The organism is Simkaniaceae bacterium, assembly GCA_021734805.1.
In the GTDB taxonomy this organism is placed as follows: domain Bacteria; phylum Chlamydiota; class Chlamydiia; order Chlamydiales; family JACRBE01; genus Amphritriteisimkania.
Genome location: JAIPIG010000016.1, coordinates 1 through 12678, shown reverse-complemented (window position 1 = coordinate 12678; position 12678 = coordinate 1). Strand labels below are relative to the sequence as shown.

The following is a 12678-nucleotide window of genomic DNA, read 5'->3' as shown; positions in this document are numbered from 1 at the left end:
ATAAAAACAAATTTTTTTAGTTTAGTTTTTTTGCTGTATACCGGGAGTGTAAGGAGTATGTTTTGGCCTATTTTTCGCAAATGGTGTAGTCTTAATTTTATATACTGAAATGGTGGTAACTAATGAGTTTAAAACGTTTTGAAGAATCCCCTTTAACGGGAGTTCAAAAATGTATTGGTATTATGGCGGGAAAAGGTGGCGTCGGGAAATCAACCCTTACGGTCAATTTGGCCCATGCCCTTCGTCTGCTTGATTATAAGGTAGGGATTCTAGATGCCGATATTTATGGCCCTTCGATAAAAAAAATGTTGAATATTTCAGGCGCTCCTCACACTGAAAATGGCAAGATCGTTCCCGTAGAGTCAAAAAATGGGATTAAAGTGATGTCCCTTGCCCTTTTTAAGCAGGGGGAGATGAATAATGCGGTGAGAGCCCCCATTGCTAATTCCATTATTGCCCAATTCATTCATGATGTCGATTGGGGAGAGCTCGATTTTTTGCTTATCGATTTTCCTCCTGGAACGGGGGATATTCAATTGACCCTTATGCAGCAAATTCAGTTTAGCGGTGCATTATTAATCTCGATGCCCCAAATGGTCTCGATTTGCGATGTCGAAAAAGCGCTTCAAATGGCTAAGGGAATGGAAATACCCATTTTAGGTGTCGTTGAAAATATGAGTTACTTCCAAGATGAGGAAAATCGCATTTTCGGAAAGAGCCATATCCACCTTCTTGAAACGCCTCTCTTAGGGAAAATCCCTCTAGATCCTGTGATCTGTTCTTGTGCGGATCGGGGGGAATCATTATTTGATGTTGCTCCCGAATCCGTTAGTGCAAATATTTTTTTAAATCTTGCGGAGCTGCTCGATCATAGTGAAGCTGAAACGGCTCAAATGATTACTGAAATTAAACTCATAGACTGCTATACTTTCACTTTGCGTTTTAATGATGGAAAAATATTTGAATATCGCATGGGCGATCTTCAGAAAATTTGCCCTTGCGCCAGGTGTAAAAATAAAGAGAGAAAAGTCGATCCCCAAGTGAGTGCCGCAATGGTTAAAAATGTGGGGCGTTATGCGATGAAAATCGATTTTACATCCGGATGCCGCAATGGGATATTTTCCTATCGCTTTTTGAGGAATTATGCGGAACAATTATCTTAGAGTTTTTGTATTCATAACGGTGATCTCTTTATCTGTCTTTTTCATGGGATGCTCGAAAAATAAGCGACAAGATTCGAGTTTGGATCAGTGGATGAAAGAGTCGCAAAAAGTGAAAGTGCTTTCAACAACAGCAATTGTCAATGATTTGGTTGCTAATGTGGGAAAAGAACATATTAATCCGATTGTATTGATTCCGGGAAGTGCCGATCCTCATAGTTATGAGCTGGTGAAGGGAGATGATGAAAAGCTCTCCCGGGCCGATGTGATTTTTTATAATGGTTTGGGACTAGAGCATGGAGCTTCGATTTATTATGCCCTATCTCATGCTCCTCATGCAGTCAGCCTCGGAGATGCTCTACTCGATCGTTATTTTGATCAGCTGATCTATGTCGATCAAATTGTCGATCCCCATATTTGGATGAATATCAATTTATGGATGCAGACAGTTGATTTTATTGTCGATAAATTATCTGAGATCGATCTCGATCATGCCGCTGACTACAAAGCAAATGGAGAGAAGTTAAAAGAGGATCTCATGCTGCTCGATCGTCAGATTTTTCTTCAAATGCAATCGATTCCTTCCAAGAAGCGTTATTTGGTCACCAGTCATGATGCTTTTAATTATTTTGCCTGCCGTTATATGGCAACACCCGAAGAGATGCAAAATGGCACATGGGGGGATCGCTTTCAAGCGCCTGAAGGACTTGCTCCGGATGGACAGTTAGGGGTGCATGACATTGAAAAAGTTCTGGATCATATTGCTAAATACGAAATTGAATTTTTATTTCCCGAATCCAATGTGAGCTTAGATTCTTTGAAAAAAATCCATGCGGTTGCAAAGAGTAAAGGCCTGACTATTCACTTCTCAAAAACACCCCTATTTGGCGATTCCATGTCGGGTGGAGGCGAAGAGGCCGGGAGCTATGTAGAAATGATGCGGCACAATGCAAAAGTGATTGAAAGCTTTTTAAATCAATCAGAAGGATTGAACGGAGCATTAGTCGATATTAACCGTTAAAAAAATCAAAGTGGGGCACTTCAATGCAACCTGTTCTTGTAGAAAACCTCAGCGTAAATTATGAAAAGAGCCCCGCTCTTTGGGATATTAACTTTTCACTGGGGACGCATGAACTTGTAGGGATTATTGGGCCAAATGGTGCCGGTAAAAGCACACTTCTCAAAGCCATGATGGATTTTATTAAACCGCTATCGGGGCAGACGATTTTTTTTGGAGAATCAAATATTGAAAAGGTGCGCTCTCGCATCGCCTATATTCCTCAGATTCAAGCGATCGATTGGGATTTTCCCATCACGGCCATTGAAGTTGTGACAATGGGGGGATACCATCAAGCGTCTTTTCTTAAGTGGCCTACAAAAGCCGGCAAGGGAAAGGCGATGGATATTTTAAAGAAGCTTCAAATGGAGCGCTTTGCTCATAAACCAATTAGTCAATTATCAGGGGGACAAAAGCAAAAGCTTTTTATTGGCCGAGCGTTAATGCAAAATGCCGACTTATTCTTTTTCGATGAGCCTTTTGTTGGCATTGATCATACGACACAGCAGCAGCTTGTCGATCTCTTTAAATCGATGCGAAAAGAGGGAAAAACACTGGTCATCGTTCATCACGATTTATCAACGGTCGAATCGATTTTTACTCATGTGATTATTCTCAATACTTACCTCGTTGCCAAAGGGGGCACGCAAGAGGTATTTAATGTTGAGAATTTAAAAAAGGCTTACGGTCAAAGCGAAACGATTTTGGAAAAACTCCTCAATACCGTGTCGAAGGAACAGTGATGCTTTTGAAATATTTTTGCGATCCTCTTTTGCAAGCATCTATGATTGGATCGATTTTCATGTGTCTTGCCTCATCACTGATTGGTGTGATGGCATTTGTACGCAAAGAATCTCTTATTGGAGAAACCCTTTCCCACGCCGCCTTCCCGGGAGCCGTTCTTGGAGTTATTTTAGGAATGAGTTTCTTTGATCAAATGGATCTTGTGCGTCTTTTAATTACGATCATTTCAGCGTTTCTTTTTTCGATACTTGGAATCGTTGTTGTCAGGTATTTACAGCAGAGATTTAAAGTGAAAGAAGACGCGGCTCTTTGCTTTGTCTTATCGACTTTTGTGGGCATTGGTGTTGTTTTAACGAGTTTATTACAGACAACCCATCCCATCTGGTTTCGAGAAGTTCAAACATTTTTTTATGGACAGGCTGCAACAATGCTGACGGTTCATGTCGTTTTATATGCGAGTTTAACGACTTTGGTCATCTTTTTTTTAATATGGAAGTTCCCCCTATTGAAAATGGTTAATTTTGATCCCAAGTATGCCCAAAGTTTAGGGGTGAATAGTTGGGGGGTCCAAATGCTGCTCATCTTATTCATAGCCTTTGCCGTTGTGATTGGGATTAAAGCTGTTGGAATTGTTTTGATGTCGGGCATGCTCATTGCCCCTGCTATTGCTGCAAGACGTCTTACATCTCGATTATCGCATATGCTAGTGTTAGCGGGGTTGTTTGGTATGATCAGCGCCATCGCCGGCAATATTCTCTCATATGAAATTCCGGTGTTAATGGCTCAGAAAGGTGAAAAACACTTAAATTTACCTACGGGCCCTTTAATTTTGCTCATTGCAGCAACCTTTAGTATTTTATCGCTCTTATTCGCCCCTAACAATGGGGTCGTCTACCGCTATTTACGCGCTTTATTATTTCATCAGCGGTGCATGGAGGAAAATTTTATAAAGGCCTTTTGGAAAAAGGGGTTAAAAGGGGAATATCCGATTGAGGCATTCAAGGACATTGGATCTTTGAATCGAATCAAGCGCTTTTTTTTCCTCTATTTCTTACAGAGAAAAGGGGATATTAAGAGAGGAAAACAGTTGGGATGGCAATTGACCGAGAGGGGCGAAAAAAAGGCAACACAGATTGTGAGGATCCACCGCCTCTTTGAGCTCTATCTTGCTTTGCATTTAAATGTGCGGGATGAAAACGTTCATGCGATTGCAGAAGAAATGGAGCACTATATTACTCCTGAAATCGAACAAGAATTAACAAAATTGCTCGACAATCCACAGGAAGATCCTCATTCTCAACCGATACCGGGGGGCTTTTAATGGGAAAAGAGGGGGTCAATCCCTACTGGGGCGTTGATTTTTTTGAGTTCATTGCCCTTTTTTTGAGCCGCTTTTTTAAAGTAATCACCGGTCAAGTGCCTATGGTTTCGGATGAGCTGCAAATTTTTACTTTGGGGATTTTGGGGATTTCGACAGCGCTGATTGGGGCTTTTCTTGTGTTGAGACGATCCTGTATGCAGGCTAATGCCCTATCACATACGACACTATTAGGCATTGTTTTAACGGTCATTATTCTCTCTCGGTATGGGGGGCTTTCTCTATCGGGGGGGATTGTTTTGGATCTTCCAAGGCTTTTCATAGCCAGTATTTTAACCGCGCTGATTACAGCGCTTCTAACACACCTTTTTTTGCGCAAATTTAACTTGCAAGAGGATGCGAGCATTGGCCTTGTCTTTACGATGCTCTTTGCGTTGGGGATTTTGATGGTCACTTTATTTAGTCGCAATTTACATATTGGTGTCGAAGCCATTATGGGGAATGTCGATGCGATTCATAAAAATGATTTGAACCTCGCCTTATTTGTTTTGGCGTTCAATCTCACGTTTATGGGGGTTTTATATCACTGGTATAAGATTTCAACGTTTGATTTTTTCTTCGCTAAGAGTTTGGGGATAAGGGTGGGTTGGATTGACTTGATCTTGCTCTTTCAGACGACTTTGACCATTATGGCGGGATTTCGAGCTGTGGGTGTCATTTTAGTCCTTTCCTTTTTGACGGCACCGATTTTATCGGCCCGTTTCTTTGTTGTGCGCCTGCATACTCTGTGTTTATCGGCGAGTCTCATTACTCTGATTTGTTCCTTTTTTTCAGTTGCCTTGTCGCGCCATCTCTTATCCGTGAATAAAATTCCCCTATCGACGTCCGGGATCAATATCGTCTTTTTACTGATTTTTTTTATACTGTGTGTTATTTTTGTTTTCTCTAAGAGAAAAGTCGTTTTCCGGAAAAATGATGTAGCGACAAGTGAGTGACAATTTATGCGTTTAGCAATACTCGGTAGTACAGGTTCCATTGGCACACAAACGCTGAAGGTTGTGGAGCACTATCCCGAATTATTTGAAGTGACTGCCTTAGCCGCCAAGAGCAATGTGCATTTACTTATCCGGCAGGCCAAGCAGTTTTCCCCAAAATATGTTTGTATCTATGATGCGGAGCATGTGGGTGTCTTGCAAAAAGCATTGCCCAATACCGAGATTCTCGTTGGAATGCCCGGGCTTAAGGAAATCGCTATGCTTCCTGAAATTGATACGGTTGTGTCTGCAATCGTTGGGTCTATCGGCATTGAGCCGACCTATTTTGCTGCGAAAGCGGGAAAGCGCATTGCTTTAGCCAACAAGGAGTCACTTGTTGCTGCCGGCAAACTCATCATGGATGCGGCCCAAGAGTCAAAAGCGGAAATTATTCCCGTCGATAGTGAGCATAGCGCCCTTTTTCAATGCCTGCATGATCCGGCTCGCTCAACCGGTTTTAGCCGTTTGATTTTAACTGCCTCCGGGGGGCCTTTCTTCAAAAAAGACGTCAATCAGCTCAAGCACATTTCTCCGAGTGATGCCTTAAAGCATCCCACTTGGAAAATGGGAAAAAAAGTAACGATTGATTCATCAACATTGATGAATAAAGGACTTGAGATGATTGAAGCTCATTGGTTGTTTGGCGCGACCTTAGAGCAAATTGATGTCGTCATCCATCCTCAGAGTATCATCCACAGTATGGTGGAATATGCAGATGGGAGCCTTCTTGCACAAATGTCATATCCCAACATGCAATTGCCGATTCAATATGCGCTTACTTATCCCAACCGGTTGGATACGCATTTAAAGCGATTTGATCTTACCCGCTTTTGTGAGCTCGAATTTTATCCGCTTGATTCGAAAAAATTTAAGGCGATTGAATTGGCAAGAGAGGCGATTCGTCGTGGCGGGAGCCTGCCTTGCTTTATGAATGCTGCAAATGAGGTTCTTGTTGAGCGATTCCTAAAAGAAGAAATCAGTTGGTTTGATATTGTAGATCTTCTTGAAGATTTGTGCCAAGCGCACCAGGTAACACATCATTTAACATTAGAAAATATTAAAGAAATCGATACTGAAGCGCGAAGACAAGCGCAGAACCTTGAAGGGGTTTTATCATGATCATGAATTTGATTTATTTTATTCTTGCCGGTCTTGGCCTGACATTTATTGTTTTTATTCACGAACTCGGTCACTACATTGTTGCCAGACGCAATGGAATGAAAGTTGAAGTGTTCAGCATTGGATTTGGCAAGCCCCTTTTGAAATGGAAAGTGGGGGATGTCGAGTGGCGGTTTTGTCTCATTCTTTTTGGAGGGTATGTCAAAATTGCCGGTTTTGATCGTGAAAAAGATACCGATCCCTATCAGGTTGAAGGGGGCTTTTATCGCAGCAGTCCTTGGAAGCGCATTAAGGTCATTGCCATGGGACCTATTGTAAATATTGTCTTTGCCTTCTTTGTTTTTTCAACCATCTGGATTTTGGGGGGGCGCAGTCAATCCTTTTCGGACCACACTAAGATCATCGGTTGGGTGGATCCTCAAAGTGAACTCTTTCAGAAAGGGGTGCGTCCGGGAGATGAGATCGATCGGATCGACGGACATGCCTTCAGAGGCTTTAAAGATCTTCTCTATTCAGCTGTTTTATCAGGTGATCAAGTGACGATTGCCGGTGAAGACATCAATTATTATACGCAAAATAAAATTCCCTTTAAGTATTCAATTCAATCCTATCCCGACCCCAATTACGGAGAACAGGGCTTGAAAACATTTGGGATCATGCAGCCTGCACGGTTTCTCATTTATGACGATATGTATAAGGTGGGTGATAATGCCATTGCCGAAGATTCTCCGATGAAGCACAGCGGAATTCAAAGAGGGGATCGGATTGTTTGGATGAATGGAGAATTGATTTTTTCTATTCAGCAACTCAATCATATTTTAAATCAACAAGATGCATTGATTTCATTTATACGCGATGACCAAATGCTTACGGCTCGGATTTCAAAATTTAAAGTCAGAGATTTGCGTATCGCGCCCAGTGATTTGCAGGAACTGGGAGATTGGCAGCATGAACTCAATCTCAAGGGGGAAACTAAAGATCTTTATTTTATCCCTTATGATATTTCTTCAAATGGGGTTGTGAAGCAGCACTTTAATTTTATTGATGATGATCTCAATGAGACAAATCCGGCACATCAAAGTCTTTATAGCAATCAAGTCATTCTCAAGAAAGGGGATCGTATTGTAGCCATTGATGGGACACCGATCTCGACAGGATATGATGTGCTCAGTCAATTACAACACAAGGTCGTGCGCATTATTGTTCAACGCAATGCGAGCTATCCACCACTGCTTTGGAAAAATGAAGACCAATCGTTTGTCGATTCACTGCAATATAAAGATCTTGCTCGATTAAGCGCGTCTGTTGGATTAAAAGATGGACTCAGCCAAATAGGTGACTTATATCTTCTTAAACCCATTCGGCCATTGAAACAGAGCGAATTTAATTTTCCGGCAGATTATGCTCAGAATTATCAAGCTTATCTCCAACAATATGAGCAAAAAATTAATGCCATTAAAGATCCGACGCAACGCAAAGTGGCCTTAAAGCAGTTTGATCTTTATAAACAACAACTCATGTTGGGGATTGCTCTCACGGATCGACAAGTCATCTATAATCCCAATCCTTTTGCTATGATGGGAGATGTTATTTCCGATTCATACCGCACGTTTGTCGGCTTGTTTACGGGGCATCTCAATCCAAAATGGCTAACGGGGCCTGTTGGATTTGTTCAAGCCCTTCATCACGGTTGGACCATCGGATTTAAAGAGGCCCTTTATTGGCTTGGATTGATCAGTTTAGGTCTTGGAATTACCAATTTACTTCCCATTCCCGTCCTCGATGGGGGCCATATCTGTTTTTCACTCTATGAAATGGTTTCAAAAAAGAAAATCAAAACCAAAGTGATGGAACGATTAACGATTCCATTTTTTGTCTTGCTATTTGGGTTGATTATCTATGTCACATTTCAAGATGTGATGCGCATCATTTCTCAATATTTTAAGTGATTGCGCCCGTCATAAAGCGATAGAGGAAGCATTTGTCTTCCTCATCGAGTTCTTTCTCCAAAGTGGGTTCGCGATGTAAATGCCCTTGAATATCTTTGTCGATTTGATGATCGGATAAGAATTGCCGTATACAAAAACGGGCCTTTGGTTTTGCACAGTGAATCATTGCTCTAAGCATGCGATTGAAATCTTTTTCAGACATGTATGAAGCAATATCCGAAAAGGAGAAACGATCGATACTTTCAGGGGGTTGTTTTTCTAGAAAATCGATCATATTTTCCGTTTTATAGCTCAGGCGATCAAGTCTTGATTTGATCAGCGGTGCGTATTCGATTTTCATATGAGGAGCAAAAGCTGCTTCTTGGACATAGCCATTTAGGACAAGGGAAAAAAGGGGGTTTTCTTTCGCTAAAAACTGATTCAAACTTTTATGCATTCGGTCATAAATGTAATCTCCCGGATTGATATTGGGACCGATGAAATGAGTGAGTCCCGGATCATCGATATAGAATTTGGAATATTTTGGATTCAGGGCGATTTGAAAGATGCGCCGCCAAAAGGGCCTATCCCAATTTTTTGCTACAAATTCTCTTTGTTCATCGAGTGAGTCAAATGAAGTGAGCTTAGAAATGCTAAAGCCTCGAAAACAGCGGATAAAGATTGCGAGATATTGACAAACCTTTTCGACTTGTCCTTGATAGATAATTCCTTTTTCAATGAGGTTCATATGCTGAACCCAAAAAGTTTTAGATTCTTCGTTTAAATTCTCATAGATTTTTCTCGGCAGCGTCTTTTTTTTCTGATTATTTGTAATCCCTAAGAATTCTAAAAAGCTATAGAAATCAAGATGCTTCATTGCATTGCATTTAAGATCAAGCAGATGTGTTTGAATGGGGTTTGCATCGACGGAAATGATGCGATGACAGTCATTAAGGAGGAGGTTGAGGGGGCGATCTCCGCTTGCAGTCACACAAACAACGGTATGATTCGGTTCGATTTGCAGAGCCTTTTTTTCGGTAATCCAATCTTCATTACCAAAGCTGTAACTAAGTTTTGAATAAAATAACGTCATTTATTTACCCGGTATTATTACATATTGCTCCTATTATAATTGTTAATTTAAAAAATCAATGATCAATTTGAAGGGTCACGTCTGACAAGAAAAAATTTTCCTTGTCAGGTAAATATTTTTTTAATTTAATGTTTGCGAATTCTTTAAAAATTGGAGAACGTGATGAAGTGCTTAGTGATGTGTATGGTGGCAATAGCGACAATGACCTTACATTCTGCGGAAAATCAAATCTTTCCCAAAGATTTCTTATGGGGAGTTGCGACAAACGAGTATCAAAATTCAGGAGCAGCTCTTTGTCCCGAATCCAATTGGGCCGCTTGGGAAAAAACAAAAGGACATATCGTTAATGGCGATCAGTCAGGGGAGTCAACTCGGCATTATTTGGCTATCCCTCAAACGATCGAACAACTCAAGCAGCTTGGAGTGAATGCCTATCGGTTTTCAATTGAGTGGTCAAAAATTGAGCCTAAAGAGGGGCAATTTGACGAAGTGGCAATAGAGCACTATAGTCAATTGATCAATCAGCTCCTCAAAGCGGGGATGACTCCAATGGTGACTCTGCATCATTTTTCCCACCCCATCTGGTTTGAAGCTTTAGGCGGATTTACCCGTGAAGAGAATAATCGCTTTTTTCTCCGGTTTGCTCAAAAGATGTTCAACCGATTTTCCGATCGAGTTAAGCTATGGTGTACAATAAATAAGCCGGGTGTTTATGCAATGCAGGGATATGTCTTTGGACAATATCCTCCCGGAAAAGTGAGAGATTTGACAAGCGGCGCTCATGTCATTAAAAATATGCTTGCTGCTCACCAAACGCTTTATACGGCTTGGAAAAAACACCCTAATGGACGCAATGTACAAATTGGTTTAGCCCATCAATTTGTAAAATTTGTTTCTAATCAGTCGTGGTATGGGATGACAAATATGCTTGCATCGCATTTCACATATCTCTTTCATCAGGCCATTTTTGATGCCCTTAAAACAGGCACGTTTACCCTTAATTATGGCTTATTGGGGGGGATTGCTCCCCATGCGTTAATGCCTGCCTCTCGAATGATGGACTTTATTGGGGTTGATTACTATACGGAGCTTCTCTTTAGCATGCAGATGCTAAGGGAGAGGTTTTCGACTTCAACAGCTAATGATCAAAAAGATATTGAAAAATTGGATCAAGCCGTGTCTCTCAAAGGGCTTTATCACGCTCTCATTGAATGTAAAGACTTAAATATTCCGGTCTATATTACTGAGTTTGGGATCAGCGAACATAAGGATCAAATATCTCCGGAATGGATCAAAGCTCAACTGAAAAATATGCAGCTTGCGATTCAAAATGGCGTGCAATTAAAGGGTGCATTCTATTGGACTCTTAACGATAGCTTTGAGTGGGATTTTGGCTTTGAGAAAAAATTTGGCCTGTATAATTACGACTTGAAGGGGCACACTTTCAAGTTAAAGAAGGGCGCAGAGGCTTATGTCAATGCAGTCAAATTGTATCGGCCACAAGTTGAAGCTAAGGCGGCACCTAAAGTGACGCCAAAGATTGCACCTAAAAAGAAGGTAGAGCCTAAGCCGGTAGTGCAAAAGAAAGCAGCGCCCAAAAAAAATCGCAAAAGACGCAGGTAAATTAGATCATCTTGCCGGGATCGACTGCTCGGTCAAATGCCTCAGCTGAGAGCAGCTTGAGTTCAAGAGCTGCTTCTCTGAGAGATTTGTTTTCTTCAAAAGCTTTTTTAGCAATTTTAGCGGCGTTATCATAGCCGATGATGGGATTAAGAGCTGTGACGAGCATAAGAGAATGGTGTAAATAGTAATCGATTCGTTTCTGATTGACTTTGATCCCGTTGATACAAAATGTCGTCATAGAGCGCATACTATCAGATAGGAGTTCAATCGAATGAAGAAAGTTATAGATCATCATCGGTTTAAATACGTTGAGTTCAAAATTTCCTCTTGAGCCACCGATTGTAATGGCGAGATCATACCCCATGACTTGTGCACAGACCATATTCATCGCTTCACATTGGGTTGGGTTGACTTTACCCGGCATGATGGATGAACCGGGTTCATTAGCGGGTAGTTCGAGCTCAAATAGACCACAACGGGGGCCTGATCCTAAAAAGGAGATATCCGTTGCAATTTTTGTCAGTGCAACGGCAAGCGTTTTGAGTGCGCCGCTTGCAAAAACAATTGGATCATGGCAAGCAAGGGCTGCAAATTTATTGGGAGCACTTTTAAACGGAAGATGGGTATAGCCCGATAGTATTTGCGCCATCCGCTCTGCAAATTCCGGATGGGTGTTAAGTCCTGTTCCGACGGCGGTTCCCCCAATTGCAAGTTGGTATAAGTGGGGCAGTGTTTGAATAATGCGCTCTTCACATTGATGAATCTGCTCTACATAGCCTGAGAATTCTTGTCCGAGGGATAGGGGAGTGGCATCCATGAGGTGAGTGCGGCCGATTTTAATGACGGATTCAAAGGCCTTTGCTTTTTCTTTTAGGCCTTTGTGTATTATCCCAAGCGCAGGGAGTAGGTTGTGATGGATTTCCTCTGCTGCTGCAATATGCATTGCAGTAGGAAAGGTGTCGTTGGATGACTGCGACATATTCACGTGGTCATTGGGGTGGATCGGATCTTTAGAGCCTTTCACGCCGCCTGCCATTTCAATGGCGCGATTGGAGATCACTTCATTGCAATTCATGTTGCTTTGCGTCCCACTGCCCGTTTGCCAAATGCTAAGGGGGAAATGGGCATCGAGTTTTCCACTGATCACTTCGTCTGCCGAGCGCATAATGAGATCGGCTTTATCTGGGGGCAATTCTTTGAGATCACAATTGACTCTTGCCGCTGCCTTTTTGAGAAGTCCCATTGCGCGGATGATCGAACGGGGCATATGATTTGAGCCAATAGGAAAATGAAGGAGGGAACGCTGTGATTGAGCTCCCCAATATTTGTCATCATCGACTTCAATTTCGCCCATGCTGTCGCGCTCAATTCTCATTTTACTCATGGCTTGAGATATCCTTTAAAAAATAAATCATTGGTTTTTATATATACCGCTCCTCATTCAAGAGTTGTTTTTTTTGTCGCCGGCATCCCCGCTTGGTCGATTTACCTCACCTCTGCCTATTGTCAATAGCGCGTCGGTTCGGTAAAGGGCCTTCGGCCCGATCGACCATCGGTGCGCCGGCTTCTAAAAATTCCAACTCTTGAATCACTCCCGGTATA

At 41.8% G+C, this 12678-nt stretch carries 10 protein-coding genes; 8 read left to right on the top strand and 2 right to left on the bottom strand.

All coding sequences use genetic code 11. The features are described 5' to 3' along the window. Positions 1-122 precede the first annotated feature (122 nt). The 7 genes from K9M07_04260 to K9M07_04230 are packed head-to-tail and all read left to right on the top strand — an operon-like array spanning position 123 to position 8381. The gene (locus K9M07_04260; GenBank protein MCF7852439.1) at positions 123-1163 is read left to right on the top strand and encodes a P-loop NTPase; all 1041 of its coding nucleotides are present in this window, start codon (positions 123-125) and stop codon (positions 1161-1163) included. Then, on the top strand, positions 1144-2181 hold the full coding sequence (locus K9M07_04255) for a zinc ABC transporter substrate-binding protein (GenBank protein ID MCF7852438.1): 1038 nt from the start codon (positions 1144-1146) through the stop codon (positions 2179-2181). Before K9M07_04260 ends, K9M07_04255 begins: the two co-directional genes overlap by 20 nt. 23 nt (positions 2182-2204) lie before the next feature. Further along, positions 2205-2960, top strand: a complete 756-nt coding sequence (locus tag K9M07_04250) for a metal ABC transporter ATP-binding protein (GenBank protein MCF7852437.1) — start codon at positions 2205-2207, stop codon at positions 2958-2960. Next, on the top strand, positions 2960-4282 hold the full coding sequence (locus tag K9M07_04245) for a metal ABC transporter permease (protein ID MCF7852436.1): 1323 nt from the start codon (positions 2960-2962) through the stop codon (positions 4280-4282). Before K9M07_04250 ends, K9M07_04245 begins: the two co-directional genes overlap by 1 nt. Beyond that, entirely contained in the window at positions 4282-5274 is a 993-nt protein-coding gene (locus K9M07_04240) for a metal ABC transporter permease (GenBank protein MCF7852435.1), read from the top strand. Before K9M07_04245 ends, K9M07_04240 begins: the two co-directional genes overlap by 1 nt. Positions 5275-5280: 6 nt before the next feature. Beyond that, positions 5281-6432, top strand: a complete 1152-nt coding sequence (gene dxr, locus K9M07_04235; GenBank protein ID MCF7852434.1) for a 1-deoxy-D-xylulose-5-phosphate reductoisomerase — start codon at positions 5281-5283, stop codon at positions 6430-6432. Beyond that, positions 6429-8381 (top strand): site-2 protease family protein, encoded by a 1953-nt coding sequence (locus K9M07_04230; protein MCF7852433.1) that lies wholly within the window; start codon positions 6429-6431, stop codon positions 8379-8381. The genes dxr and K9M07_04230 overlap by 4 nt, the downstream gene beginning before the upstream one ends. Here the strand turns inward: K9M07_04230 and K9M07_04225 are convergent. Next, complete coding sequence (locus K9M07_04225; protein MCF7852432.1) at positions 8374-9453, bottom strand: BtaA family protein; 1080 nt, start codon at positions 9451-9453, stop codon at positions 8374-8376. The two genes, K9M07_04230 and K9M07_04225, sit on opposite strands and share 8 nt — an antisense overlap. A gap of 162 nt (positions 9454-9615) precedes the next feature. Between K9M07_04225 and K9M07_04220 the strand changes: the two genes are divergently transcribed. Then, complete coding sequence (locus tag K9M07_04220; protein MCF7852431.1) at positions 9616-11076, top strand: family 1 glycosylhydrolase; 1461 nt, start codon at positions 9616-9618, stop codon at positions 11074-11076. A 1-nt stretch (position 11077) separates the two neighbouring features. On the opposite strand, the gene fumC is transcribed toward K9M07_04220, so the two are convergent. Beyond that, positions 11078-12460, bottom strand: a complete 1383-nt coding sequence (gene fumC / locus K9M07_04215) for a class II fumarate hydratase (protein MCF7852430.1) — start codon at positions 12458-12460, stop codon at positions 11078-11080. Positions 12461-12678: the final 218 nt, after the last annotated feature.

Excerpts from the sequence above, each read along its gene's own strand:
- K9M07_04240 (MCF7852435.1), top strand. The coding sequence starts at position 4,282 with ATGGGAAAAGAGGGGGTCAATCCCTACTGGGGCGTTGATTTTTTTGAG.
- dxr (MCF7852434.1), top strand. The coding sequence starts at position 5,281 with ATGCGTTTAGCAATACTCGGTAGTACAGGTTCCATTGGCACACAAACG.
- K9M07_04220 (MCF7852431.1), top strand. The coding sequence starts at position 9,616 with ATGAAGTGCTTAGTGATGTGTATGGTGGCAATAGCGACAATGACCTTA.
- K9M07_04250 (MCF7852437.1), top strand. The coding sequence starts at position 2,205 with ATGCAACCTGTTCTTGTAGAAAACCTCAGCGTAAATTATGAAAAGAGC.
- K9M07_04245 (MCF7852436.1), top strand. The coding sequence starts at position 2,960 with ATGCTTTTGAAATATTTTTGCGATCCTCTTTTGCAAGCATCTATGATT.
- K9M07_04230 (MCF7852433.1), top strand. The coding sequence starts at position 6,429 with ATGATCATGAATTTGATTTATTTTATTCTTGCCGGTCTTGGCCTGACA.
- K9M07_04260 (MCF7852439.1), top strand. The coding sequence starts at position 123 with ATGAGTTTAAAACGTTTTGAAGAATCCCCTTTAACGGGAGTTCAAAAA.
- fumC (MCF7852430.1), bottom strand. The coding sequence starts at position 12,460 with ATGAGTAAAATGAGAATTGAGCGCGACAGCATGGGCGAAATTGAAGTC.
- K9M07_04225 (MCF7852432.1), bottom strand. The coding sequence starts at position 9,453 with ATGACGTTATTTTATTCAAAACTTAGTTACAGCTTTGGTAATGAAGAT.
- K9M07_04255 (MCF7852438.1), top strand. The coding sequence starts at position 1,144 with ATGCGGAACAATTATCTTAGAGTTTTTGTATTCATAACGGTGATCTCT.